The sequence below is a fragment of the Litorivivens lipolytica genome, assembly GCF_014191715.1.
Taxonomy (GTDB): Bacteria; Pseudomonadota; Gammaproteobacteria; order Pseudomonadales; family Spongiibacteraceae; genus Litorivivens; species Litorivivens lipolytica.
On the sequence record NZ_JACHWY010000001.1, the window covers coordinates 606,944 to 632,157 of the forward strand.

The following is a 25,214-nucleotide window of genomic DNA, read 5'->3' on the forward strand; positions in this document are numbered from 1 at the left end:
TGTTGCCGTTAGCGGCCTGTTGATGGCCTGTCAGGTCACTTCAGATGCTGCCGCTACTTCACAGTCATCGCAAGCGGCATCACGACCCGCGAAAAGCGATGCCGTTCCGCTCGCAAAACCTCATCGCAAACTAGGGCCTTTGCTGGCTTCAATGCCGCGCCAGGCGTTATTAGTCGAAGAAGCAAAAGCTGCGGGTTTGACGACGACAGAGGAGGGCTTGCTGGTGCAGGTGGCCTATGAGGGAGACGTTAACCCTCTTGAAGCATCGCTTAACGCTTTAGGTCTAACGGTTTTGCATCGTTACCCACGCTATCAGCGCCTTGATGTTGTGATTAGTAGTTACGCCGAGCTCGATGCGATCACGGGCCTCGGCAGTGTATTTCGCGTTCAGGCACTTCCAACGGCGATTACCCGATGACTTTGAGATGTCTTATTGGCACCTGTGGCGCGCTGATCACTTCGCTCGCGCTCGCCGTTCCGGAGAACTATTCAGGCAACGTTCAATCCACGTCGCCGCACATCAGTCCAAAACTCACCCAAAATTCTTTGGCCGCTAAGCGTTCGCAGCTTGTAGCCCGTTTTGCGGCGCAGAGCTCAAGTATTGATGAGCGCTTTTTGGCCAGTGACTTCCCGCTGACGCTCGAAGTGCGGGGACGCATTACATCGCAGTTGATTGCCAACCTTAAAGCTCTCGGTGTTAGCGTGGACTTTGCTTCCAGCCGCTATGGCAGTGCAACGGTCAGTGTGAGTGATGAAAATCAACTCGATGCCTTGCTTAACCTGAGAGAGGTTGAGCAGATCGAGCCGCCACCGCCCTTTGTGCGACGTGCCGGGAGCGCGTTGAGCCGCGCGCCTGTTGCCTTGCGCAGCGAGGCGAGTGAGCTGGGCGGAGGTAGTGGCCAGATCATCGGGATCATTTCAGACAGCTTTGCCCGAACCAACGATGTGCGCGATGGTGATACCACGCCGCCTAGTGGCGAAGCTGGCAGTCTTCAAGGCAGTCGACCCCAGGATTCTGGGGACCTTCCATCGGTCGTCAATTTGCTGTTGGAGGGTGCAGTAGGAAGTACCGATGAAGGTGCGGCAATGGCCGAACTGGCCTTTGATATCGCGCCGGAGGCAGGTATTGCGTTCCATGCAGCTGGCAGATCATTAGCGGCTTTTGCCACTGCGATTGATACCTTGTGTTCTGAAAATCGCGCCACGGTTGTTGTGGATGATATCGGTTTTCTCAACGAGGCGTTCTATCAGGACGATATCGTTGCTCAGGCAGCTGCGCGTTGCGTGGCAGCAGGCATACCCTATGTTAGCTCTGTCGGGAATGATGGCGATCAGGGCTTTCGTAAAATTTACAGAGACATTAATCCATCGACAGACGATCAGCCCTCGAGCTTCGTGCCAAGCGGAGATGATCTGCACGACTGGGGTACAGGAGACGGATTTCTTGCTGTGAACGTGCCGGCAGGAGAGCGGGTCTTTGTTATGTTGCAGTGGAATCAGCCCAATGCCTCGGTTCGCTCTGATAGGGGGGCGCAGATAGACCTCGATCTCTACGCGACGCGGTCCGACAATGTAGCGGCCTTGAACCCCTCGCACCCTGACTTTGTCGCGCGCAGTATTGCTCAACAAGGTGTGACCGGAAATCCAGAGGGCGATGCCGGGGAGCTGCTGCAATTACAGGCTGATCAAGCCAATGACACCCTGTTTTATCTGGCGGTGGAGCACTACGCAGGCAGTCAGGATGACATCCCGCAGGCTCCTGGCGTACCGCTGGAGTTTCGCTTGCTGCTTGTGGGTTCTGTTGATTCTGCAGAGTATCCTTATAACGGCCCCACAGCTTGGGGACACGTCGCTGCAGCCGGTGTAATCAGCACGGCGGCTGTGGGGTGGTGGGAATCGCCTGCCTACGCGCCCTCGCAATTTGGTTCAGTCAATATCGACCCCCAGCCCTATACCTCACGCGGCGGGGTTTTAGAGATTCCGTTTAATACCGCCGGTGACTACGCGCCACAGCAGCGCATCGCGCCCACCGTGTCCGGGGTCGATGGCAATAACAATACGTTCTTTGGTCAGGATTTTCAGTCAAATGCCCTGAGCGATTTTGGTGAGCCTGATGGCTTTCCGAACTTCTTTGGCACGTCGGCTGCGGCCCCGAATGTGGCCGCCGTAATTGCTTTGCTTCGCGAGGTGGAAAGCAGCGCGACGCCTGTCTTGCTTACCGAAAGCCTGCAAGCGACAGCTATCGATGTTAATGGGAACCGGGCGGCGCCGGGAGACGATGACGTTTCAGGCGCGGGTTTGGTTGATGCAGGTGCCGCGCTGACGTATCTGCGTAACAACCGCAACCCTGTTATAGGACCACCCTTGGGTGGGTTCGGTGACGGTTCCGGCGGCCCCTGTTTTATCGCCACAGCCGCCTATGGCAGCCTTTGGCACCGTCAAGTGCAAGTGCTTCGCGAATTTCGCGATCAGGTATTGCAGACGACGGCTGTTGGGCGCTGGTTTATTGAGCGTTACTATGATTTCTCACCGGCAATTGCCGAGGTCATTGAACAACACGAGGGGCTCAAGTGGCTCGTGAGAATGGTGCTGGAGCCTGTTGTTTTCATGATTCGCTTTCCATTGCTGCTCGGCATTTTGCCTCTGCTACTCGGCTTGTGGTTGCTTAGGCTGGTTGCTCATCGGCATACTCAGGCGATGCTTTCCCTGATACAACAGAGACACTGATGACTAGCTTGCGCCGACGCACCTTACTGAAACAAACTTTTCTTGCAGCCGCCGCTACCACACCCGCGGCGCGCAGCTTGAGCGCCTGTCTGGAGGTCAGTAGCCATCAGCAGATGGCTTTGCCGACGGGCCCCCTCTGGAATATCGGTTCTCTGCAGCCAGTAAACGGTTTGGGGCTATCGTTGGCAAAAGGCTGCGAGGCGCGATTGCTGGCGGTCGCGGGCGATCGGGTGGTAACGCCCGGTGGCGTGAGCGACCGGAGTGATTATTCCTGGCATACCTATCCGGATGGCGGGGCGGTGTTTGCCCGTACCGAAGGGGGCTGGGTCTATACCTCCAATTCTGAAGTTCCGATGGTGCCCTTAGGCGGCTGCGGCGCGATCAGCTTTAATAAAGAAGGCGTGGTCGATAGCGCCTATTCTATTCTCAGTGGTACAACGCAGAATTGTGCTGGTGGTACCACGCCTTGGCAGACCTGGATTTCCTGTGAAGAATCACGCGATGGCCAGTGCTTTGAATGCGATCCCTTCGCGCCCGGTCAGGGGCAGGCCAAACCCGCGCTGGGTATTTTCGCGCATGAAGCCTTTGCCCTCGACGAACGCAGGGCGACTGCTTACCTGACCGAAGATACCCGCGACGGCCGATTTTATCGCTGGGTCGCGGACCCGGAAGACAGGCTCGACAACGGTCGATTACGGCTCGAAAAAGGTCGGCTTCAGGTTATGAATATTGCGGGCTATGCGGATGACTGCTATCCCGAGAGTGACGCGCTGGTAAGGGGGCAGCTGCCCGTATCCTGGGTAGACTTATCATCGCCGGAACTGCGTCAGGATAAACATCGCGGTCGTTTGCGCCGAAAAGGGAAAGCGGTTCCGGGCACAACCTTTGCGGGCGGTGAAGGGCTTTGGCAGTACACATTACCGGCGTCCGTGGCGCGAACACTGCAGCCCAAGGGCGGCAAGGCTCCGGATTCTCTGATCTTCTGGACGACCAAATATGACAACCGGGTCTGGTGTCTGGATGTGGCTAATCAAGCCGTTGAACTGATCTTTGATAATTCACAGATTGATGAAGCCATCATGAGCGTCGACAACCTGACAGTCAGCCCCTGGGGCGATATTCTAGTGGCTGAAGACCCGTCAAAAGACGTTGCCCGTCTCATCATCCTGAACCCCAATCAGGGTGCCAAGACCTTGCTCGAGATCCATCACCCCGGTTCAGAGATATGCGGCCCGGCGTTCTCACCTGACGGTAGCCGCCTTTATTTCAGTTCCCAGCGCTATCGCAAAGGCGGTGCGACGTACGAAGTAATACTTCCGAAGGAACTGCTTCCCACTGCCGCGTGAGTTGGTACCGCTATGAACCCGGCGCGCGTCGGTCGGTTATAAAGTGCAAATCGCGCTGTGGGAAGGGCACCGAAATATTGGCATCGCGGAAGGCATCGTCGATGGCGCTGAGGTAAACACCTCGAACCAGCGACGGTCGAGCGGAATACTCAGGCTTGGTCCAGACCAACAGTTCAAAATCCAGACTGGAGTCGCCAAACGACTTCATCACGACCTGAGGCTGATGTTCCTTGGTGTCTGACAGGGTCATTTCCTGCGCCAGCGCGGCATCCAGTACGCATTGGGTCATCAGGGCCTTGTCGGTACCGTAGGCAACGCCAAAGGGAATACGATGGCGGCAAAAATTATCGGTATGGGTAAAGTTGGTAACCTTACCGTTAACAAATTCCGCGTTCGGCACAATGACCTCGGAATTTTCCGCCGTGGTGATGACCGTGGCTCGTACCCGGATTTCTGAAACCACGCCAGTGACGCCGCTGTCCAGCTGAACAAAGTCTCCCACCTTCAGTGAGCGCTCCAGCAGAATAATCAGCCCAGACACAAAGTTACTGACAATGGCCTGCAGGCCAAAACCAATGCCGACCGACAGCGCCGACACAATCAAGGCCAGTTTGCCGAAATCCACACCCATTACCGATATACCCACCAGTACACCGACAATCATCACAAGGTAATGGGAGATCCGTTCCAGGGTATAAATGGAGCTGGGCGTTAGCGCATAGCGGCCGCGATTGAGGTTTTTAACGTTCTGTTTGAGTAGTTTCGCCAGATACAGGGAGGCAAAAATCACGCCTAACCCCAGCATGATCGAGGCGAGGGTTACCGGGCCTTTACCCAGGTCGACGAGGGGGTAGCGCAGTACCGCCATAATGCTGGAGAAAGAAATATCTAACATGGTGACTCGTTGTCTGTGAGTGCAACTCGATTCGGGTTCACATGCTACTGCCAAAGCCCCGTTTTGGGGAGACTTCTTCAGTATAGATGGCTAATCAAGTTCGGATTCAAAATACCGCACTCCCGCGAGTGAATTTCCGTTAATTTTCGTCGAATGGATGAGTATTCGCGTATCATTGGGTCCAAACCGCGTTTAAAAGCGGTAACAGAACAGATAGTTGTGCCGTATGGCCTTAGCAGGCACGGCGCTTGAAGGAAGGAATGGAAGGGATCTATGGCTGAAATTGCTTTTACGCTTAATGGTCGCGAGCAGCGCGTTGATGTAGAACCGGACACCCCGTTACTGTGGGTTGTTCGGGAACAGTTCGAGCTGACCGGCACCAAGTTCGGTTGTGGCAAGGGCCTGTGCGGCGCCTGCACCGTGCATATGGATGGCTACGCCATACGCAGCTGTAGTTTCCCCGTCTCAGCCGCTGCCGGTCGCGACATTCGAACCATTGAAGGCATTTCGCCCGATATCACCCAGTTACACCCGGTACAGCAGGTCTGGCTGGAAAACAGCGTCCCCCAATGCGGCTACTGCCAGTCGGGCCAGATCATGGCGGCGGTTGCGCTGCTGGAGCGAAACAACAACCCCTCGGATGAAGAAATCAACTCAGCCATGAGCAATATCTGTCGCTGTGGCACCTATCCCCGCATTCGCACTGCTGTGAAGCAAGCGGCTAGTCTGGTGCGTCAGGACGGCGCGGTGTCGATTGTTGATCCAGTGGTTACCAAAGCGCAGGAGGTGTCCGCATGAGCCTCAGTCGTCGAGATTTTTTCAAACGTAGTGCAGCCCTTGGCGGTGGTGTTGCCATCGGTATTCACCTCACCGGTTGCGGCGGAGAGCCGCCGTATCCGGGTACCACAGCCGATGAGCTGCGCCCCAACGCCTTTCTTCAGGTACGCCCGGACGGCGTGGTCGTGTTCCAGTTGCCACGCGCGGAAATGGGGCAGGGGGTTTATACCGGTCTGACGACCCTGGCGGCGGAAGAGCTGAATTTGCCTGCCACCGATATTGTAGTGGAGCACGCTTATTACCATCCGGATTTCAGAGACCCTGAATTTCAGATGATGATGACCGGCGGCAGCGTGTCTCTGCGCAATAACTTCACGGCCATAAGGCAGGCTGGCGCGAATCTTCGCGAGCTGATGCGACAGGCGGCTGCCAAACAATGGGGTGGCGGTACTGACATGCTGAGCGTTGAAAACGGCATGGTTTACAACGCAAACGGTGACAGTTTCAGTTTTGCGGAATTGGTTGAAACCGCGCGCAATCTGACACCACCGGAAGCCGCACCACTGAAATCTGCAGAGGATTTCACCCAGATTGGTCGCGATGGTGTGCGACTCGATGCGCTGGCGAAGGTTACCGGCACGGCAACTTTCGGTATCGACTGTAATTTGCCCGGTTCGAAGACGGCGGTTATGCGTCGCTGCCCGCACTTGGGCGGTCGAGTGAAATCCTTCGATGACAGTGGCGCAAAAGCGATTAAAGGGGTTTCGGCAATTTTTGAGACCAATGGCGGTGTTGCCGTGGTCGCCGACGGTTACTGGGCGGCGCGCAAAGCCGCTGACGCGCTTGATATCATCTGGGACAAAGGTCCACTGGCTGGTCTTGATGAAAAGGGTTTGCGTGCCCATCACACCGCGCTACTCAAAGAAGAAGGGCGAAATATTAGTGAAGAGGGTGACGCGGCGCTAGCAACGGGCGAGCGCTTCGAGGTGACCTATCAGGCCCCGATGCTATCCCATAGCCCTATGGAGCCACCCAATGCACTGGTCAATGTAGTTGCTGACCGCGTTGAGATATGGACTGGCACCCAGGTGCCGGATACCGTCATTGGCGTGGTGGCGGCAGCCCTAGAACGGCCTCGCGAGCAGATTGTTGTGCACAACCAGATGCTCGGGGGCGGCTTTGGTCGCCGCCTGGTGCCGGATTACATCGTGGAAGCGGCACGTATATCCGAAAAAACCGGAACACCGATCAAAATGGTCTGGAGTCGGGAAGACGACATCCAGCACGACTATTATCGACCAGCCGCGACAACAGTTATGGCGGCAACTCTTGATAAAGGCAAGGTCACCAGTATCACGGCGAAAACGGTGGTGCCGAGTATCATGTCCCAGCTGATGCCCATGTTTGCAGCCGCCTCCATGCCGGAATGGTTGCCACCAGCGATCCCGCGCAGTTTGGGCGGATTGCTAAAACATGTGGATTCCACCATGGCGGAAGGTATCAGTCACACCGATTACCGTTTCCCCTATATGAAAGTGGATGCAGTACACGATGACACGCCCATTCCTGTCGGTTTTTGGCGCTCGGTCGGGCACTCCCAGAACGCATTTTTTACCGAGAGTTTTATCGACGAACTAGCTCATCGGGTTGGTGAAGACCCGGTAGCGTTCCGTATGCAGCATATGCCTACCGACTCCAAGCGCTATGGCGTGTTGAAAATGGCTGCGGAGAAGGCGTCCTGGGGGCAAACCGAGCCGGGCCAGTATCAAGGCGTCGCGGCGCATGAGAGTTTTCACACTTCGGTCGCACAGGTCGTGACCGCTTCCGTGGAAAACGGCGCTATTCGCGTTCACAAGGTCGTCTGCGTGGTTGATTGCGGATTGGCAGTCAATCCCGATGTGGTCAAATCCCAGATGGAAAGCGGTATTGTTTTTGGCTTGACGGCAGCCTTAAAGAGCGGCATTACTCTGGAAGATGGCCGGGTTATGCAGAGCAACTTCCACGATTACCCGATGCTCACCCTGGCGGAAACGCCGGAAATCGAGATTCATATCATGCCGTCCCAGGAAGCGCCGACCGGCGTGGGCGAACCCGGGTTGCCACCCGTCGCTCCCGCTCTGGCGAACGCCGTATTTGCCGCCACAGGCCAGCGCCTGCGCGACTTGCCGCTGAAACTGGCCTAAGGGCTTAGATAAGGAATTGCATGAGAGATATTTCATACCCCTTTGAAAATACACCAGATACTGGCGAGTGGACTGAAGTCGCAGATGGGGTGTATTGGCTGCGTATGGCTTTGCCCATGGCGCTCGATCATATCAATCTCTACGTGCTGGAAGATGAGTCTGGCTGGTGGATCATAGATACCGGTATGGGTCTGAAGCAGACCCAAGCGGCGTGGAATCAGCTATTTGAAGGGCCCATGCAGGGCAAACCGGTACTTGGCGTTATTGTGACCCACATGCACCCTGACCACGTAGGGCAAGCCGGCTGGCTCTGCGAGAAGTGGCGGGTGCCCTTGTATATGAGTTTTGGCGAGTATTACAACGCCCGCACTTTCTCCACCATGGACTTCGACAACATCTCCTGGACAACGCGGGCATTCTATAGCGCCGCAGGTGTTGCGGATGATTATCTGGAGCAGGTGCGCGCCAAGTTTCGCGGTTTTGGTTCCATTGTCGAGCCTCTGCCTATGGCCTTTAATCGTCTCAGCGAAGGCGATGTACTGAGCATCGGTGGGCGAGATTGGCGGGTAATGATCGGCAGCGGCCATTCACCTGAGCATGTTTGTCTCTTCAATGAGCGCGACAAGCTGCTGTTCTCCGGGGATCAAATTATCCCGAGAATAACCAGCAATATCAGCGTGATGCCGTCAGAACCTGAGGCGAATCCTCTGCAGCGCTGGCTGGATTCGCTGGAGCGTTTCAGTCGTGACCTGCCGGATGACGCATTGGTGTTTCCCGCCCACAACACGCCCTTCTATGGTGTTCAATCTCGACTAAACTATTTAAAGGAACACCATCAGGATCATCTGGAGGCGATTGAAGAGGCCTGTCTGGAACCGCAACATGCTATCGACATGCTGCCCGTGTTGTTTGATCGCAAGATTGAAGTTACCCAGATGAACTTGGCACTTGGCGAGGCCATTGCCCACCTGAATTACCTGGTGGCGACAGGGCGTATGGTGCGTGAACAGGACGAGCGCGGTGTGAACTGCTACCAGACTACCGATAAAACCGTGGCAACGCGTGCCGGTAAAAGTCACCATAAAGATATGGCGCCAATTGAAGTCTAAGGCCTGTATCCACTTAAGGTCTAGGACCACTAACGGGACGAAGATATGAAAAGGCGCGATCTGATTCAGATGACAGACGAGGAAGTCTGGCATTTCATCGCTACCCAGAAGAACGCGCAGGTCGCCACGAATGGCAAAGACGGCTGGCCCCACATGACAACGCTCTGGTTTGCGTTGGATGAGGGTGATATCGTGCTGGAGACCTTTACCAAATCCCAGAAGATTAAAAACCTCGAGCGGGATAACCGCATTTCTGTGCTGTTCGAAAGTGGCACCGAATATGAAGAACTGAAAGCGGTTGTGGTCTATGGCCGAGCTGAACTAATCCGTGACCCGGAAGAGGTTCATCGCTTACACATGGCCGTATTACTACGTAACAATACCCGGGACTACCCGGAAGAGATGCTCGTAGAAGCCACACGCAGCATGGTCGCGAAGAAAACCGCGATACGTATAATTGCTGAGCGAACAGTAAGTTGGGATCACAGTAAGCTTGATGTAGCTTACTGAAAACAGAAGCTTATTTGCACAATCGCAACATAAAAACTGTTAGGCTAATACGTGTCGACTGAAACCATATCGCAGGAAAGCTTGCCCGCCAGCATGACGAAAATTCTCGCCATCGACGATACGCCCTACAACCTGGATATTCTCAAGAACGGTCTTGAGGACGAAGGATTCGATATGGTGACGGCACAAAGTGGCCGCGAGGGATTGATGTTAATCGATCAGGAGCGACCAGATCTGGTGCTGCTTGATATTGGCATGCCCGAAATGGATGGGCATCAGGTGCTGCAGCAGATCCGCTTGAGCGACGAGTACGGCGATTTGCCCGTGATTATTCTTACCGCCAATACCGAAGACAGCAATCTCGCTCGTTGCCTCGAATCCGGCGCCAATGATTATGTGACCAAGCCGTTTAGCTTCACCGCGCTGGTCGCAAGGGTGAATAATGTACTGCGCACCCAGAAAGATGCCATCAAGCTGACCCGCGAAGCCGAGAAATTGCGCGATCTGGCGTATCGCGACGAAATGACGGGGCTACTCAACCGGCGCGCGTTTTTTGAACGTGCCAACGCCGAGTTTGAAATCGCCAAATCCGCGAGGGAGCCATTGTCTGTCGCTATTCTGGATATCGATCATTTCAAACAGATCAACGATACATACGGCCACCCCAAGGGCGATGACGTACTTCGGGCATTCGGCAAACTGTTGAAAAGCAGCCTTCGATTACATGATGTTGTGGGGCGGATCGGTGGTGAGGAATTTGCTGTATTGCTGCCCAATTCCAAGCCTATGGACGCTTACAATATATTCGAGCGTTTGCGAACCCGGCTTATAAAAGAGCACCTCCTTAGCAATGAGGACGGTACCATCCGGCCTGTAACCGTGAGTTCCGGTATTGTCGGTATGACCGATCAAAAGGAGCTTGATGGTCTGATGATCCTGGCAGATATGGCACTTTATCGCGCCAAAAATCAGGGCCGTAATCGAACCATTGTCGAGACCGGTGTAACCAGCTAAGCGCCGCATACTGCCTTATCAATGCTGTTTTTCTATCTATTTCCGGTTGCGACTAGCATAACTGACCGGATTTGCGTGTATATCTGACGTAGTTTGTTATTGAGAGAGAATGACCCCTTGCGGAGAATACGGTCATTCTTGGCGCTTTATGCAAGCCGACAACGATAACGAGGACGTTACCATGCCCATGCCAACCGATTTCCCGATCATCGACCTGATGCTCAACGTACCCGGCGAAGACAATAGCCAGTGGTATGAATTCATGAAGCCCTTGCTCATGGATCAGGAAAGCCGCGAGATGTTTAAATTTCCGGCCCAGTATATGTTCAAGGACGTGCCTCAAGTTGGCGGCAAGGACGACTATATCGCCTATACCGTTGAGCAGATGGACAAGCATGGTATTCAGCGCGCCATGCTCGGTATCGACGACCATAACGTCGTCGCCAAGGAAGCACTGGAGCGATTCCCGGAGCGCTTTTTCTGCGCCTACGAGGCAAACCCCAACAATGGTATGGAAGAAGTGCGCAAGATTGAGCGCCTTCACAAGGAATATGGCATCAAGGCGGTAACGGCCTTTGCCTCCGGCCTGTGCCCGCAGGTGCCTTACAACGAAAACAAGTGGTACCCGATTTACGCCAAGCTGGTTGAGCTCGATATCCCGTTCTGCCCCTGTATTGGTGTCCCCGGACCACGTCTGCCGATGGCGCCGCAAAAAGTCGAGCTGCTGGATGAAATCTGCTGGTTCTTCCCTGAGCTGAAAGTGGTTATGCGCCACGGTGCAGAGCCTTGGGAAAAGCTGGCCTGGAAGCTGATGCTGAAGTACCCGAACCTGTACTACATGACCAGCGCCTTTGCACCAAAACACTATCCGGAAGAGATCATCAACTTCGCCAACAAGCGCGGTGCTGACAAGATCATGTACGCGGGTTACTTCCCTATGGGCCTGTCTTTGGATCGGATATTCAAGGATATGCCTAACGTGCCCTTTAAAGACGAAGTCTGGCCAAAATTCCTCGGTGACAATGCTCGCCGAGTCTTTAAACTGGAAGACTGATCTGAAGGCCGCGAAAGCGGCCTTTTTTTATGGCTGCTCGTTAGCCCATTAGGGTGAGGTTTATTATCGGGCGTGCTTTTATTCTGTGACTAATGATAACAATGGAGTCACGCCATGCTTTCGCAACAGGAAATCTCGGATCGCTTTGAAATACAGGATCTGCTCTATCACTATGCCGATATCATCGACCGCAAGGCGGCGGATGAATTGCGCGATGTATTTACCGCCGACGCGCATATTGATTACAGTGCCTTTGATGGATCGGTGGGGGACTTGGACACCACGATCGATTTTTTGAAGCAGGCACTGCCCGCCTTCCCGAACTCCCAGCATCTGAATGCCAATATTCAGATTAAGGTGAACGGTGACACCGGCGAAGGTCGAGTGATGTGTTTTAACCCCATGGAAATGGATATGGGCGAGGGCAAGACCCACGTTTTCATGCTTGGCCTTTGGTATGTGGACAAATACGTTCGCACTGAGCAGGGCTGGCGAATCAAGGAGCGGGCAGAGGTGAAGAGCTGGAAGTTCAATACGCCCGATTTTATGACCTTCTAAGGTTTACATCGGGCTGTAAGAATTGCCGCCCTGAATAGGGCGGCCAGATAATTAACCCTGACGAGCCCGGAAGATGGGCTGGGGGTTATCAATTGATACCTGATAGTGCACGGAAAAATCCTTCAGACTGGCGACAGCCTTATCCAGATCCGCATTCTCAAGCGCAAAACTGTTAAAACCACAGCGTGTCAGGTAGGCCAATTGATCGCGCATAAAGCCGCCAATGGCGCGTAACTCACCACTGAAGCCTCGCTCACGCAGTTCGCGGCCGTAGCTGAAACCACGACCGTCTGCAAAAGCCGGGAAGTCCACCGCAATCAGCTCAAAGCTTTTAATGTCATCGCCGAGCAGTTTCGGCGATTGATCGCTGGCCAGCCATACGGCCACATCACCGCGCGCTTGCAGGGCGTCTTTGTTCTCAAGCCAGTGCTGCGCGGGCACAATAATCTTGCCGGCGGGCAGATCGCCTTCAAGCTCGCGAATCACTTGCCAGCTGTCGTCGACAACGGCGCCGTCTTTAATAATACGATCAGGCATAAACACGCTCCTTGAATGGCTCAATACCGATACGGCGGTAGGTATCCAGGAAGCGTTCTTCCTCGGTACGGTTGGCGACGTAAGTTTCCAGCAGTTTGCTGATCACCTCGGGAACTTCATCCTGAGCGAAAGAGGGGCCCAGAATTTTGCCGATGGCAGCGTCATTGCTCTGGCTGCCGCCCAGTGACACCTGATAGAACTCCTGGCCTTTCTTGTCGACACCCAGAATTCCGATGTGGCCAATGTGGTGGTGACCACAAGCGTTCATACAGCCGGAGATGTTCAGCTCAATTTCACCGAGATCGTAGAGATAATCCAGATCGTCGAAGCGACGCTGAATGGCCTCGGCCACCGGAATGGATTTGGCGTTTGCCAGGGCACAGTAATCACCGCCGGGGCAGCAGATCATATCGTTCAGGGTGCCGATAACCGGTGAAGCCAGGCGCAGGGCATCCAGTTTTTGCCACAAAGCAAACAGATCGCTCTTGCGGACATCCGGCAGTACCAGATTCTGCTCGTGGGTACTGCGCAGTTCACCGAAACCAAATTCCTCTGCGAGATCGGCAACCGCTTCCATTTGCTCGGCGGTAATATCGCCAGGAGCCACGCCCGTTTCTTTCAACGAGACATTCACCGCAGCATAGCCGGGCTGCTTGTGGGCAACCACGTTATGGCTAAGCCAGGCCGCAAAGCGGGGCTCTGCCAGGCGCTTGTCATCCAGTGCAGACTGAGCGCCGGCGGCATCAACTTGCTCATAAGCAGGCGGTTGGAAGAAGCTGAAGGCGTGGTCGATGGCATCCTGTGTCAGGGTCATCGGGCCATCCTTGATGGCTTGCCACTCTTCTTCAACTTTTTGTTTGAAGGCTTCGGCGCCCATGGCCTTCACCAGAATCTTGATGCGCGCCTTGTACTTGTTGTCGCGACGGCCCAGCTGGTTATAAACCCGCAGGATGGCGTCGAGGTAGGAGATCACATGCTCTTTCGGCAGGCTGTCGTGAATCAGTGAGCCGATTACCGGGGTGCGGCCCAGACCGCCGCCCACAAACACCTTAAAAGCAGTCTCACCCTGGGCGTCTTTAATGATTTCCAGGCCAATGTCATGGAAGGCCACCGCAGCGCGGTCGCGCTTAGAGCCACAGATAGCAATCTTGAATTTGCGAGGCAGGAAGGCAAATTCCGGGTGGAAGGTTGACCACTGGCGCAGGATTTCACACCAAGGGCGGGCATCTTCAACCTCGTCCTGAGCAACGCCAGAGAACTGATCCGCGGTGAAGTTACGAATACAATTACCACTGGTCTGGTTGGCGTGCATTTCCACTGTTGCCAGATCAGCCAGAATATCGGGCACTTCTTCCAGCTTCGGCCAGTTCAGCTGGATATTCTGGCGAGTGCTGAAGTGAGCATAACCCTTGTCGTACTTGCGGCTGATTTCCGCGAGTTTGCGCAGCTGGGTTGCGTTCAGCGTACCGTAGGGGATACAGATGCGGAGCATCGGCGCCAGGCGCTGAATATAGAGGCCGTTCTGAAGGCGCAGGGGAAGAAACTGCTCGTCAGTGATTTCACCGGCCAGATAACGCTCGGTCTGATCCCGAAACTGGGCGACACGCTCGTTGATGATCTGACGGTCGAATTGATCGTAAATGTACATCGTAGTCCCAATCGTAGTTCGATTTTAGCCTCGGAAAGCGGCGAAAAGTGCTCCGGGGCCTACTTTGAAGGCGCGTAATTTTACACTAAAACCCTGTGCTAGCGCGAGCTTACGCCGCTTTAGCCTAGATCGGGCGCTATGTTACGGATTACGGCGGAGTAGGGGAAAGATTGGTTTTTCATATGCTTAGGACAAAGCGTCATTGTTGGTCTCTGGCGCTTGGTCGTCTGCAGGGAATCCGCTACAATGCGGCCCGAATCAAACCACGCTGAGGAATTTCTGATGTCTGATGAAGCCCGTCAAGACGCCCTGGCCGATGCCTTTGCCAGCATTGCGATCATCGCGCTGGTGGTTGGCACCGTTACTTTCTGGCTGGCGAGCATGCCCAAGTAAGTTTGGCTGCCAAGCCCGCAAGAAAGCATAAAAAAAGCCTCGATTGAGGCTTTTTTTATGGGCGGGTGTTTTTCACCCTCAGCGAGCTATTTTAAGGATCATAGTCCAGTACCGGTGACAGCCAGCGCTCCATTTCCTTAAGCGATTTGCCCTTGCGCTCCGCGATGCTCTGAACTTGATCCTTGGCGATCTTGCCCACCGCGAAGTAGCGTGACTGCGGGTGCGAGTAGTAAAACCCGCTGACCGAGGCCGCTGGGGTCATCGCAAAGTGCTCGGTCAGCTCCACGCCGGTTTCGGCTGCGGCGTTGAGGATGTTGAACAGGGTCGGTTTTTCCGTGTGATCCGGGCAGGCCGGGTAACCGGGCGCCGGACGGATACCCTGATACTTCTCTTTGATCAGCTCCTCATTGCTGAAGCTTTCTGCATCGACATAGCCCCAGTACTCGGTGCGCACCAGCTGGTGCATATGCTCGGCGAAAGATTCGGCTAATCGGTCTGCCAGTGCCTTCACCATGATGGCGCTGTAGTCGTCATTTTTGGCTTCATACTCAGCCGCCAACGCTTCCGCGCCAATGCCGGCGGTGACCACAAAGCCACCCACGTAATCTTTCACGCCGCTACTTTTCGGGGCCACGTAGTCGGCCAGACTCATGTAGGGCTTGCTGTCGTCCGGCTTCTCGGTTTGTTGGCGCAGGTGGTGGAGGGTAGCGAGCTCGCTGCCGTCCTCGTTGTAAAGCGCCACATCGTCACCTTCGCTGGCTGCCGGCCAGAAGCCGATCACTCCGGAGGCTTTCAGCAGCTTTTCATCAATAATGCGATCCAGCATTGCCTGTGCATCCTTGAACAGGTTGCGCGCTGCTTCACCGACTTTCTCGTCCTCGAGAATCTTGGGGTATTTGCCGGCCAGACTCCAGGTGATGAAGAAGGGCGTCCAGTCGATGGTTTCTCGCAGCTTTTCCAGCGGATAATCGTCGAAGGTCTTGGTGCCGATAAAGCTAGGCGCGGGCGGAGTGTAAGTCGCCCAGTCGGTTTTAAAGCCTTTTTCCAGCACATCGGTGTAGGGCAGGCGACGGCCGCGATTTTCGCTGCCCGCACGGCGCTCGCGAATACGCTCGTATTCATCACGGCGTTCGGCAACGAACTTTTCTTTCTGGGTTTCGCTGATTAGCTGCGTGGCCACACCGACGCTACGCGACGCATCCGCTACATAAATCACCGCATCGTTTTTGTACTTGGGCTCGATTTTGACGGCCGTGTGCGCCTTGGATGTGGTCGCACCGCCGATCATCAAGGGTAAGTTGTAATCCAGGCGCTGCATCTCGGCGGCAACATGCACCATTTCATCCAGTGATGGCGTGATCAGGCCGCTGAGGCCGATAATATCGACGTTTTCTTTTTTGGCGGTTTCAAGAATTTTGTCGCAGGGCACCATAACGCCGAGGTCAATCACCTCGAAGTTATTACACTGCAGCACCACGCCAACAATATTCTTGCCGATATCGTGTACATCGCCTTTAACGGTAGCCATCAGAATCTTACCGTTGGGTTTGGCGCCTTCCTCTTTTTCGGCCTCGATGTAAGGCTGGAGGTAGGCGACGGCCTGCTTCATGACGCGAGCGGATTTAACAACCTGCGGCAGGAACATTTTGCCCGCGCCGAACAGATCGCCAACCACATTCATACCGTCCATCAGCGGGCCTTCGATAACCTCAATGGGCTTGTTGGCTTCCTGACGGGCGGCTTCGGCATCTTCTTCAATGTAGGTGGTAATGCCTTTAACCAGAGCATGCTCAATGCGCTTGGAAACCGACAGCTCGCGCCAGCTCAAGTCCTCTTGCTTGGACGCAGTGCTGCCGTCACCGCGGTATTTTTCGGCGATTTCCAGCAGGCGCTCGGTGCCGTCGTCGCGACGGTTGAGAATCACGTCTTCAACGTGTTCGCGCAGTTCTTCCGGCAGATCGTCGTAAACCGCCAGCTGACCGGCGTTGACGATGCCCATATCCATACCGGCCTTGATGGCGTGATAGAGGAAGACCGAGTGAATCGCTTCACGCACCGGGTTGTTGCCGCGGAACGAGAACGACACGTTGGAAACACCGCCGGAAACGAGTGCGTGGGGCAGCTCGCTCTTGATGAATTTCACCGACTCGATGAAATCCACCGCGTAATTGTTGTGCTCGTCGATACCCGTGGCCACGGCGAAGATATTCGGGTCGAAGATAATGTCCTGGGGCGGGAAGCCGACCTTGTTCACCAGAATGTCGTAGGACTTGGAGCAGATTTCTTTGCGACGTTCGATATTGTCGGCCTGACCATCTTCGTCAAAGGCCATGACCACCACAGCCGCGCCAAAGCGGCGGCAGATGCGGGCCTTTTCGATAAACTCTGCTTCGCCTTCCTTCAGGGAGATGGAGTTCACCACCGCTTTGCCCTGAATGCATTTCAGGCCGGCTTCGATAACATCCCACTTGGAGGAGTCGACCATGATCGGCACCTTGGAGATCTCTGGCTCCGAGGCGATCAGGTTGAGGAATTTGACGATGGCGGCATGGGCATCCAGCATGCCTTCGTCCATATTCACGTCGATAATCTGGGCACCGTTTTCAACCTGCTCACGGGCAATGGCCAAGGCGGTGTCGTAATCGCCCTCCAGAATCAGGCGCTTGAATTTAGCTGAACCAGTGACGTTACAGCGCTCACCTACGTTCACAAAGAGTGAGTCCGGTGTGATAGTGAAGGGCTCAAGGCCACTCAGGCGACAGGCGACTTCCTTTTTAGGAATTTCGCGCGGTTTTACATCGGCAATGGATGCGCCGATTTTCTCAATATGCGCAGGCGTGGTGCCACAGCAGCCACCGACCAGGTTCAGATAGCCGCGCTCACCCAGTTCACGCAGTTCGCGACCCATATCGTCGGGGGTTTCATCGTACTCACCGAATTCGTTCGGCAGGCCGGCATTGAAATGGCCGCTGACGTAGCATTCGGCTGCATCCGCGAGCTCTTCAAAGAAGGGGCGGATTTCCGAGATACGGCGACCACAGTTGGTGCCGACGATCAGCGGCTTGGCGTGGGCAATGGAGTTCCAAAAGGCAGTCGGCGTCTGACCCGACAGGGTGCGGCCGCTCACATCCGGGAAGGTGACGGATACCATGATCGGAATTTCTTCGCCGCTTTCCTCAAAATACTGAAGAATGGCGTAAACCGCGGCTTTGGCGTTGAGGCTGTCGAAAATGGTCTCGATCAGCAGCAGGTCGACATCGCTTTCAACCAGCGCTTTGGTCGCCATGTAATAGTCGTCGACTAGCTGGTCAAAGGTGATATTGCGCGCACCGGGGTCGTTTACATCCGGTGAAATCGAGGCTGTTTTCGGTGTCGGGCCGAGAATGCCTGCAACAAAGCGCGGCTTGTCAGGGTTAAGGGCGGTCTGGGCGTCGGCTACCTCGCGGGCTACCTTGGCGCCAGCCCGGTTCAGCTCCTCGGCCACAAAACCCATTTCGTAGTCGCCCTGGGCCACTTGAGTCGAGTTAAAGGTATTGGTACCGATAATATCCGCGCCGGAATCCAGATAGGCCTGATGTATTTCCTTGATTACGTCGGGGCGGGTAATCGACAGAAGGTCGTTGTTACCCTTGATATCAAGGTGGTAGTCCGCAAAACGCTCGCCACGGTAATCGGCTTCTTCGAGCTTGTAAGACTGGATCAGGCTGCCCATAGCGCCGTCGATCACCAGGATGCGATCTTTGAGAGCGTCTTTAAGTGCCTGAATACGTTGTGCTCGATTGGCCATTGTGCTGCTAAATCCTTACAAACTCTATGGGATTAAACCCTTGAAAAGGCGAATAAAAGGCCCCACAAACGGTTATCCGCTTATGTGAAAATTGGCCTTCGTGCTAAACTGGCGGATTCTATCAGACTACGCCTGCGAATTCCCGATTTGTGCACCGCAGGCAGCAAAGCAAAGAGGTATATATGTCGGAAGGTCAAACGGTTGCCGCAACTGACGGCACTGAAGTCAAAATGACCATCACCGAATCTGCTCAGGAATACCTGGCAGAATTGTTGGCCAAGCAGGGTGATGACGTGCTTGGCGTGCGTGTTTTCATTACCCAGCCGGGTACCCCCAAAGCGGAAACTTGCATTGCCTACTGCCGTGATGGCGATGCTAAAGAAGATGATATTCAGATTCCTTACCCGAAACTGACCATCTACGTTGAAACGCGCAGTGTGCCGTTTCTGGAAGATGCGACGGTGGATTACGCCAAGGATCGCATGGGTGGTCAGCTGACCATCAAAGCCCCGAACTCACGTTTGCCACGTGTTAACGAGAACAGCCCGCTGGAAGATCGGGTGAACTATATTCTCTACAACGAGGTGAATCCTTCGCTGGCGGCCCACGGTGGTGAAGTATCGCTGGTTGAAATCACTGAAGAGAAGTTCGCTATTTTGAAGTTTGGTGGTGGCTGTCAGGGCTGTGGCATGGTGGATGTGACCCTGAAAGAGGGCGTTGAGAAATCCTTGATTGAGCAAATTCCTGAGCTGGCGGGTGTTCGGGATATGACGGATCACACCAACACGGAGAACGCCTACTTTAAGTAAGTGCTTTGTTGGTTTCGAGAAAGGCGCCTTGGGTAACTTTGGCGCCTTTTTTGTTTGTGTTGGGGGGCGGAGTGCTAAATCCGGCTCGGCGGCTCTTCTAGCGTCATTGCGAGGAGCGCAGCGACGCGACAATCTCTAGGGTCAGATGCCACTCTGATTGAGATTGCTTCGCTTCGCTCGCAATGACGGTAATGGTCTATCGCCAATGTGAGGGCGGAAGGGGGAGTGCTTTTCGAATCAGTCAGGGCATGCAGTCACCCAGCCAAAAACGTCAGAGCCAATATTTTCGAAAGAACAGGCGAGGACTGTCTGAGCGCACAGCGCGAGTTCCGTAGCGCTGGCGTTTTTGGCTGGGTGATGCCCGATTCGAAAAGCGCTACCGCTTCCGCTCGAGTTGTGGCACCCAATTCGAATCTACTGAGCCTCTATCCGGCGGTTTATGTACAGCGCCAGCAGCGTGCCAATCGCACCCGAAATCAGATACAGGCTTACGGCCTCCAATCCAAACTGCACTGACAATCCCAATGCAATCAGCGGAGCAAAGGCGGCACCAAACAGCCAGGCAAAATCAGAAGTTAAGGCAGCGCCGGTGTAGCGGAAGCGGCGTTTAAAGTTTGCGGTTACTGTGCCTTGAGACTGGCCGTAGGAAACTCCCAGCAGGGCAAAGCCCAGCAGAATAAACACATTCTGCAATGCCGGTGTGCCGCTCATCAGGTAGGGAGCGAACAGGGCGAAAATACCAATCAAAGCGGCCATCCAGCCGACGGTGCGGCGTTTGCCGATTTTGCCGGCGAGGACGCCTGAGGCAATTGTGGCAACAATACCAATCAGTGCGCCGAACACCTGAATAATCAGTACGTCATTGATAGTCTGCGAGCCGTTCAACAGAATCCACGACAGCGGAAAGATGGTCACAATGTGGAAGAGGGCGTAGCTGGCCAAGGCTGCAAATGCGCCGAGGAAAATGGTCGGGCCTTCTTCATCCAGCATTTCCTGAGTGCTGATGGGCTCCAGTGCACTTTCTTCCATAGCGAGGGTGTATTCCTCAGTCAGCACTAAACGCAAGCGTGCGAAAAGGGCAACGACGTTTATCGCAAAGGCTACAAAGAAGGGATAACGCCACGCCCACGCCTGAAAATCTTCCGCGCTGACGTTCAGGATCAGATAAAGGAAGAGTGAGTTAGCCAACAGGAAGCCAATCGGTGCGCCGAGCTGACCAAACATGGTGAACCAATTGCGGCGTGCGCGAGGTGCGTTCAGTGCCAGCAGAGAAGGTAGGCCATCCCAAGAACCGCCAAGGGCAAAACCCTGAAGAATACGGAACATAGCCAGCAGAAATATCGCCGTACCACCAAGCGTTGCATAGCCCGGCAGAAAGGCGATTCCTGCCGTTGCTGTACCTAACAGAAACAGTGAGGCGGTCAATTTGACGCTACGGCCCCAGCGGCGCTGGATGCTCATAAACAGCGCGGTACCAAAGGGACGTGAAACAAAGGCCATACCGAAGATGGCAAAGCCGTAGAGCATGCCCTGAAGCGTGTCGGCAAAAGGGAAAAACACCTGCGGAAAGACCAGTACACAGGCCATTCCGAATACAAAGAAGTCAAAGTGTTCTGATGCGCGGCCGATGATTACACCGACCGCGATCTCGCCCGGAGCGACCGGCGAATGGCCTTCTGGCGTCTGAAAATCTGATGCTGGAGCAGTAGTCGTATTAGCGTTAACTGTGGCCATAGTCAGGCAAATCCCGGTGATTTCACTCGATCTGGGCAAAGACTACCGCTTTTGCCGGGGGGCAGCCATAGGACAAATTGTCCAATTCACCCTCCCAGTTGATTGCCGTAAAGTTTGCCCCCGTTACCAGCAGCCGGATCGAAATGTGGCAATGTTCAAACTCACAAATCTCAGTAAAGCGCTGATAATCGCTGCCTTGGTGCCGGCTCTATCCGGCTGTAACTGGGTGGTGATGTCACCCTCCGGTGACATTGCGTCCCAGCAGGCTGACCTGATCATCTGGGCTACCATCCTGATGCTGATCATCGTGGTGCCGGTCATCGCGCTGACCTTCTGGTTTGCGTGGCGCTATCGTGCCTCAAATCGCGACGCCAAATATAGCCCCGATTGGGATCACTCTACTCACCTGGAACTGGTGATCTGGGCCGCGCCGCTGGCCATCATTATCGCACTGGGCGCCATGACCTGGGTTAGCACCCATCAGCTGGATCCTTATCGCCCCCTGTCCCGTCTTGACGAAGGCAAACCGATCCCCGAAGGCGTCGAACCGCTTGTGGTTGAAGTCGTGGCAATGGACTGGAAGTGGCTGTTTTTCTACCCCGAGTACGACATGGCGGTTGTTAATGAGTTGGCTGCGCCACTGGATCGCCCGATCAAATTCAAAATTACTGCCACCACGATGATGAACTCATTTTTCATCCCGGCGCTGGCTGGCCAGATTTACGCCATGGGCGGTATGGAAACCAAACTTCATGCGGTGATTAATGAAGTCGGCGTCTACGACGGTTTTTCAGCCAATTATTCCGGCGCTGGCTTTAACGGCATGCGTTTCAAATTCCACGGCATGGAAGAGGCTGACTTTGAACAATGGGTCAGTAAGGTTAAAGGGGAGGGCGACGCCTTAACCCGTTCGGTTTACAAAGAACTGGAAAAACCTAGTGAAAGAGAGCCTGTGCGTTACTACAGCACGGTGATGCCTGATCTCTATCACAAGATTCTTAACCGTTGCGTTGATCCCGGCACGCTCTGCATGGAAGACATGATGAGTGGCCATAAGCATGCGGCTCATAAGCGAGAGAGCAAACAAGAGAGTATGCCAGCCGTAGCCGGGCATCATGAGCACTGAATATACGGTTGTTGAAACACGCAGCCAATCCGAATTACTCAGCGAGCGTAGTTGAAAATGTCTGATCAGTTGGACCTCGGTAAACTTATTTTCGGGCGACTTACCTGGGAGTCGTTTCCTTTTCACGACCCGATTATTGTCGCGACCTTTATCATGGTCGCCCTTGGCGGTATCGCGCTGGTAGTAGCGGTTACGCGCGCGGGGTTGTGGGGCTATTTATGGCGCGAGTGGTTTACCAGTATTGACCACAAGCGCATCGGTGTGATGTACATGATTCTCGGCATTGTGATGCTGCTGCGCGGCTTTGCCGACGCCATCATGATGCGGATTCAGCAAGCCATCGCCTTTGGCGATTCCATGGGCTATCTGCCGCCAGATCACTACGACCAGATTTTTACCGCCCACGGTGTAATCATGATCTTCTTTGTGGCTATGCCGTTTGTGGTCGGCCTCATGAACTACATCGTTCCGTTGCAGATTGGCGCGCGCGATGTCGCCTTTCCTTTCCTGAATAACTTCAGTTTCTGGATGACCGCTTCTGGCGCCATTCTGGTGATGGTGTCTCTGTTTGTGGGTGAGTTTGCCAAATCCGGCTGGCTGGCTTATCCGCCGTTAACCGGGATATTACAAAGTCCCGGGGTCGGGGTGGATTACTATATCTGGGCCCTGCAGATAGCCGGGGTCGGTACACTGCTATCGGGCGTGAACTTTGTTGTGACCATCGTTAAGATGCGCGCGCCCGGCATGACCCTGATGAAAATGCCGGTGTTTGTGTGGACCGCGCTGTGCACTAACATTCTGATCGTCGCGGCGTTCCCGATTCTGACGGCGGTACTTGGCCTGCTGTCGCTCGACCGCTACCTCGATATGAATTTCTTCACCAATGATCTTGGCGGCAACGCCATGATGTACGTGAACCTGATCTGGATCTGGGGTCACCCGGAAGTTTATATCCTGATTCTGCCGGTCTTTGGTGTGTTTTCGGAAATCGTTGCGACCTACAGTGGCAAGCGCCTGTTTGGATACTCCTCGATGGTTTACGCCACCGTGGTCATCACAATCCTGTCGTATCTGGTGTGGCTGCATCACTTCTTTACCATGGGTTCCGGTGCGACGGTGAACAGCTTCTTCGGCATCACCACGATGATCATTTCGATCCCGACGGGTGCCAAGGTGTTTAACTGGCTGTTTACCATGTACCGCGGCCGCATTCGCTTTGATGTGCCGATGCTGTGGACTGTCGGTTTTATGGTGACCTTCGTTATCGGTGGTATGACTGGCGTATTGCTGGCCGTTCCCCCGGCTGACTTTGTGCTGCACAACAGCCTGTTCCTGATTGCCCACTTCCACAACGTGATTATTGGCGGGGTGGTGTTTGGTGTGTTTGCCGCGATTACCTACTGGTACCCGAAAGTCACCGGTTACAAGATCGATGAGTTCTGGGGCAAGCTAACCTTCTGGTTCTGGTTGATTGGTTTCTATCTGGCCTTTATGCCGCTATACGTGCTCGGTCTGATGGGCGTCACCCGTCGTATGAGCCAGTTCGATGACCCCTCACTGCAGATCTGGTTCCAGATCGCACTGGTTGGCGCCATCCTGATTGGTATCGGCATTATTTGCTTCCTGCTGCAGTTCTATGTGAGCTACAAGAAGCGAGATCAATTGCGCGACGAGACTGGCGACCCGTGGGATGGCCGCACACTGGAGTGGTCCACCACCTCACCGCCGCCCCAGTACAACTTTGCCTTTACACCGCGTGTGCACGACAACGACGCCTGGTGGCAGATGAAGGCCAACGGCTATCAGCATCCGAAGAGCGGTTTTGAGCCAATTCATATGCCGAAAAACACCGCCGCCGGTGTGGTAATCGCTGGTATCAGTACGGTGCTGGGTTTTGCCTTGATCTGGCATATGTGGCTGCTGGCGGGTGTGTCCTTCGCCGGTTTGCTGGGCGCGATCATTGTTCACACCTTTAACTACAAGCGCGACTACTACATTCCCGTTGAGGAAGTAGAAAAAGTCGAGCTGCAACGCGGGGAGGTGATTGCCTGATGTCTCAGTCTGTTGCTGCCAATACTAACCTGAACTTTATCGCCCGCGATCATCACGCGCCGAACGGCACCCTGTTCGGCTTCTGGCTCTACTTAATGAGCGACTGCCTGATTTTCGCGGCCCTGTTTGCTACCTATGGCGTACTGAGCCAGAGCTATGCAGGAGGCCCGACCGGCGCAGAGCTCTTTGATCTGCCCTTAGTGGCGTTGAATACGGCGTTTCTGCTGTTTTCGTCGATCACCTACGGCTTCGCCATGCTGCAAATGCAGCAGGGCAAGAGGCAGGGCACCATGATCTGGCTGGCTATTACCGGCTTGCTCGGGGCGGCCTTTCTGGCGGTAGAGCTGTATGAGTTCTCACACCTGCTGCATGTGGGCGCCGGGCCGCAACGCAGTGCCTATTGGTCAGCCTTCTTTACGCTGGTTGGCACCCACGGCCTGCACGTGACCATCGGTCTGATCTGGCTGGTAACGCTGCTGGTTCAATTGAAAAAGCACGGTCTGATTCCCGAGAATCGCCGTCGCCTGTTCTGCCTGTCCATGTTCTGGCACTTTCTTGATGTGATCTGGATTGGCGTTTTCACCTTTGTTTATCTGATGGGGTCCATGGCATGAGCGAACATCACGATCACCACCAGGACGATACGCCGCACGCGTCTTTCAGCGGTTATATGATCGGCTTTCTGCTGTCGGTTTTTCTCACGGCAATTCCCTTCTGGCTGGTTATGGGCGGGGTATTTGAATCCAAGGGAACCACCGCGGTGATTATTCTCGCCTTTGCGGCAGTACAGGTCGTGGTGCATATGATCTACTTCCTGCACATGAACTTTCATTCGGAAGGCGGCTGGAACATGCTCTCGCTGTTGTTTACCGCCGTGCTGTTGTTTATCACCCTGTTTGGCTCGCTATGGGTGATGTACAACATGAATGTGCTCATGATGCCGGGCATGATGTAG

At 54.6% G+C, this 25,214-nt stretch carries 20 protein-coding genes; 15 read left to right on the forward strand and 5 right to left on the reverse strand.

Going from position 1 to position 25,214, the window contains the following annotated elements; genetic code table 11:
- The first annotated feature begins 196 nt into the window (after positions 1 to 196).
- The 3 genes from FHR99_RS02765 (at position 197) to FHR99_RS02775 (ending at position 4,073) form a co-directional block, all read left to right on the forward strand.
- On the forward strand, positions 197 to 418 hold the full coding sequence (locus FHR99_RS02765) for a hypothetical protein (protein WP_183409021.1): 222 nt from the start codon (positions 197 to 199) through the stop codon (positions 416 to 418).
- A 197-nt stretch (positions 419 to 615) separates the two neighbouring features.
- Positions 616 to 2,727 carry a CFI-box-CTERM domain-containing protein gene (locus FHR99_RS02770; RefSeq protein ID WP_183409022.1) on the forward strand — a complete coding sequence of 704 codons (2,112 nt, stop codon included), beginning with the start codon at positions 616 to 618 and terminating at the stop codon, positions 2,725 to 2,727.
- A complete protein-coding gene (locus FHR99_RS02775) occupies positions 2,727 to 4,073 on the forward strand; it encodes an alkaline phosphatase PhoX (RefSeq protein ID WP_183409023.1) in 1,347 nt (448 codons plus the stop codon). Before FHR99_RS02770 ends, FHR99_RS02775 begins: the two co-directional genes overlap by 1 nt.
- Before the next feature lie 10 nt (positions 4,074 to 4,083).
- Here FHR99_RS02775 and FHR99_RS02780 read toward each other — a convergent pair whose 3' ends face one another.
- On the reverse strand, positions 4,084 to 4,968 hold the full coding sequence (locus FHR99_RS02780; RefSeq protein ID WP_183409024.1) for a mechanosensitive ion channel family protein: 885 nt from the start codon (positions 4,966 to 4,968) through the stop codon (positions 4,084 to 4,086).
- A 273-nt stretch (positions 4,969 to 5,241) separates the two neighbouring features.
- Between FHR99_RS02780 and FHR99_RS02785 the strand changes: the two genes are divergently transcribed.
- The 7 genes from FHR99_RS02785 (at position 5,242) to FHR99_RS02815 (ending at position 12,173) form a co-directional block, all read left to right on the forward strand.
- Positions 5,242 to 5,766, forward strand: a complete 525-nt coding sequence (locus FHR99_RS02785; RefSeq protein WP_183409025.1) for a (2Fe-2S)-binding protein — start codon at positions 5,242 to 5,244, stop codon at positions 5,764 to 5,766.
- Complete coding sequence (locus FHR99_RS02790; RefSeq protein ID WP_183409026.1) at positions 5,763 to 7,928, forward strand: xanthine dehydrogenase family protein molybdopterin-binding subunit; 2,166 nt, start codon at positions 5,763 to 5,765, stop codon at positions 7,926 to 7,928. Before FHR99_RS02785 ends, FHR99_RS02790 begins: the two co-directional genes overlap by 4 nt.
- Before the next feature lie 20 nt (positions 7,929 to 7,948).
- Positions 7,949 to 9,037: an MBL fold metallo-hydrolase gene (locus tag FHR99_RS02795; RefSeq protein ID WP_183409027.1), complete on the forward strand. Its 1,089-nt coding sequence runs from the start codon at positions 7,949 to 7,951 to the stop codon at positions 9,035 to 9,037.
- A gap of 45 nt (positions 9,038 to 9,082) precedes the next feature.
- On the forward strand, positions 9,083 to 9,547 hold the full coding sequence (locus FHR99_RS02800) for a pyridoxamine 5'-phosphate oxidase family protein (RefSeq protein WP_183409028.1): 465 nt from the start codon (positions 9,083 to 9,085) through the stop codon (positions 9,545 to 9,547).
- Positions 9,548 to 9,598: 51 nt separating this feature from the next.
- Positions 9,599 to 10,561, forward strand: a complete 963-nt coding sequence (locus FHR99_RS02805; RefSeq protein WP_183409029.1) for a diguanylate cyclase — start codon at positions 9,599 to 9,601, stop codon at positions 10,559 to 10,561.
- A gap of 181 nt (positions 10,562 to 10,742) precedes the next feature.
- Positions 10,743 to 11,615, forward strand: a complete 873-nt coding sequence (locus FHR99_RS02810; protein ID WP_183410102.1) for an amidohydrolase family protein — start codon at positions 10,743 to 10,745, stop codon at positions 11,613 to 11,615.
- Positions 11,616 to 11,729: 114 nt separating this feature from the next.
- Complete coding sequence (locus tag FHR99_RS02815; RefSeq protein WP_183409030.1) at positions 11,730 to 12,173, forward strand: nuclear transport factor 2 family protein; 444 nt, start codon at positions 11,730 to 11,732, stop codon at positions 12,171 to 12,173.
- Between the two features lie 51 nt (positions 12,174 to 12,224).
- Here FHR99_RS02815 and FHR99_RS02820 read toward each other — a convergent pair whose 3' ends face one another.
- From FHR99_RS02820 to metH, 3 genes are all read right to left on the reverse strand, one after another.
- The gene (locus FHR99_RS02820; protein ID WP_183409031.1) at positions 12,225 to 12,710 is read right to left on the reverse strand and encodes a DUF934 domain-containing protein; all 486 of its coding nucleotides are present in this window, start codon (positions 12,708 to 12,710) and stop codon (positions 12,225 to 12,227) included.
- Positions 12,703 to 14,358 carry a nitrite/sulfite reductase gene (locus FHR99_RS02825; RefSeq protein ID WP_183409032.1) on the reverse strand — a complete coding sequence of 552 codons (1,656 nt, stop codon included), beginning with the start codon at positions 14,356 to 14,358 and terminating at the stop codon, positions 12,703 to 12,705. The genes FHR99_RS02820 and FHR99_RS02825 overlap by 8 nt, the downstream gene beginning before the upstream one ends.
- A gap of 484 nt (positions 14,359 to 14,842) precedes the next feature.
- Entirely contained in the window at positions 14,843 to 18,538 is a 3,696-nt protein-coding gene (gene metH, locus FHR99_RS02830) for a methionine synthase (RefSeq protein ID WP_183409033.1), read from the reverse strand.
- 182 nt (positions 18,539 to 18,720) lie between these two features.
- On the opposite strand from metH, the gene nfuA reads away from it, so the two are divergent.
- Positions 18,721 to 19,347, forward strand: coding sequence for a Fe-S biogenesis protein NfuA (nfuA, locus tag FHR99_RS02835; protein ID WP_183409034.1), 627 nt, complete (start codon positions 18,721 to 18,723; stop codon positions 19,345 to 19,347).
- A 414-nt stretch (positions 19,348 to 19,761) separates the two neighbouring features.
- Here the strand turns inward: nfuA and FHR99_RS02840 are convergent, their stop codons facing one another.
- Complete coding sequence (locus tag FHR99_RS02840) at positions 19,762 to 21,081, reverse strand: MFS transporter (RefSeq protein ID WP_183409035.1); 1,320 nt, start codon at positions 21,079 to 21,081, stop codon at positions 19,762 to 19,764.
- Positions 21,082 to 21,232: 151 nt separating this feature from the next.
- Here FHR99_RS02840 and cyoA point away from each other — a divergent pair, with 151 nt between their 5' ends.
- From cyoA to cyoD, 4 genes are read left to right on the forward strand one after another with little or no spacing between them, the layout of a single operon-like run.
- A complete protein-coding gene (cyoA, locus tag FHR99_RS02845; protein WP_183409036.1) occupies positions 21,233 to 22,207 on the forward strand; it encodes a ubiquinol oxidase subunit II in 975 nt (324 codons plus the stop codon).
- 57 nt (positions 22,208 to 22,264) lie between these two features.
- Positions 22,265 to 24,259, forward strand: a complete 1,995-nt coding sequence (gene cyoB, locus FHR99_RS02850) for a cytochrome o ubiquinol oxidase subunit I (RefSeq protein WP_183409037.1) — start codon at positions 22,265 to 22,267, stop codon at positions 24,257 to 24,259.
- A complete protein-coding gene (gene cyoC / locus FHR99_RS02855) occupies positions 24,259 to 24,873 on the forward strand; it encodes a cytochrome o ubiquinol oxidase subunit III (RefSeq protein ID WP_183409038.1) in 615 nt (204 codons plus the stop codon). Before cyoB ends, cyoC begins: the two co-directional genes overlap by 1 nt.
- Complete coding sequence (cyoD, locus tag FHR99_RS02860; RefSeq protein WP_183409039.1) at positions 24,870 to 25,214, forward strand: cytochrome o ubiquinol oxidase subunit IV; 345 nt, start codon at positions 24,870 to 24,872, stop codon at positions 25,212 to 25,214. The genes cyoC and cyoD overlap by 4 nt, the downstream gene beginning before the upstream one ends.

What these genes read in the sequence shown, in the direction of transcription:
- FHR99_RS02780 (WP_183409024.1), bottom strand. Translation starts at nt 4,968, where the DNA reads ATGTTAGATATTTCTTTCTCCAGCATTATGGCGGTACTGCGCTACCCC.
- FHR99_RS02785 (WP_183409025.1), top strand. Translation starts at nt 5,242, where the DNA reads ATGGCTGAAATTGCTTTTACGCTTAATGGTCGCGAGCAGCGCGTTGAT.
- cyoD (WP_183409039.1), top strand. Translation starts at nt 24,870, where the DNA reads ATGAGCGAACATCACGATCACCACCAGGACGATACGCCGCACGCGTCT.
- FHR99_RS02825 (WP_183409032.1), bottom strand. Translation starts at nt 14,358, where the DNA reads ATGTACATTTACGATCAATTCGACCGTCAGATCATCAACGAGCGTGTC.
- FHR99_RS02800 (WP_183409028.1), top strand. Translation starts at nt 9,083, where the DNA reads ATGAAAAGGCGCGATCTGATTCAGATGACAGACGAGGAAGTCTGGCAT.
- FHR99_RS02775 (WP_183409023.1), top strand. Translation starts at nt 2,727, where the DNA reads ATGACTAGCTTGCGCCGACGCACCTTACTGAAACAAACTTTTCTTGCA.
- FHR99_RS02820 (WP_183409031.1), bottom strand. Translation starts at nt 12,710, where the DNA reads ATGCCTGATCGTATTATTAAAGACGGCGCCGTTGTCGACGACAGCTGG.
- FHR99_RS02840 (WP_183409035.1), bottom strand. Translation starts at nt 21,081, where the DNA reads ATGGCCACAGTTAACGCTAATACGACTACTGCTCCAGCATCAGATTTT.
- nfuA (WP_183409034.1), top strand. Translation starts at nt 18,721, where the DNA reads ATGTCGGAAGGTCAAACGGTTGCCGCAACTGACGGCACTGAAGTCAAA.
- cyoA (WP_183409036.1), top strand. Translation starts at nt 21,233, where the DNA reads ATGTTCAAACTCACAAATCTCAGTAAAGCGCTGATAATCGCTGCCTTG.
- FHR99_RS02790 (WP_183409026.1), top strand. Translation starts at nt 5,763, where the DNA reads ATGAGCCTCAGTCGTCGAGATTTTTTCAAACGTAGTGCAGCCCTTGGC.
- FHR99_RS02815 (WP_183409030.1), top strand. Translation starts at nt 11,730, where the DNA reads ATGCTTTCGCAACAGGAAATCTCGGATCGCTTTGAAATACAGGATCTG.
- FHR99_RS02810 (WP_183410102.1), top strand. Translation starts at nt 10,743, where the DNA reads ATGCCCATGCCAACCGATTTCCCGATCATCGACCTGATGCTCAACGTA.
- FHR99_RS02795 (WP_183409027.1), top strand. Translation starts at nt 7,949, where the DNA reads ATGAGAGATATTTCATACCCCTTTGAAAATACACCAGATACTGGCGAG.
- cyoC (WP_183409038.1), top strand. Translation starts at nt 24,259, where the DNA reads ATGTCTCAGTCTGTTGCTGCCAATACTAACCTGAACTTTATCGCCCGC.
- metH (WP_183409033.1), bottom strand. Translation starts at nt 18,538, where the DNA reads ATGGCCAATCGAGCACAACGTATTCAGGCACTTAAAGACGCTCTCAAA.
- cyoB (WP_183409037.1), top strand. Translation starts at nt 22,265, where the DNA reads ATGTCTGATCAGTTGGACCTCGGTAAACTTATTTTCGGGCGACTTACC.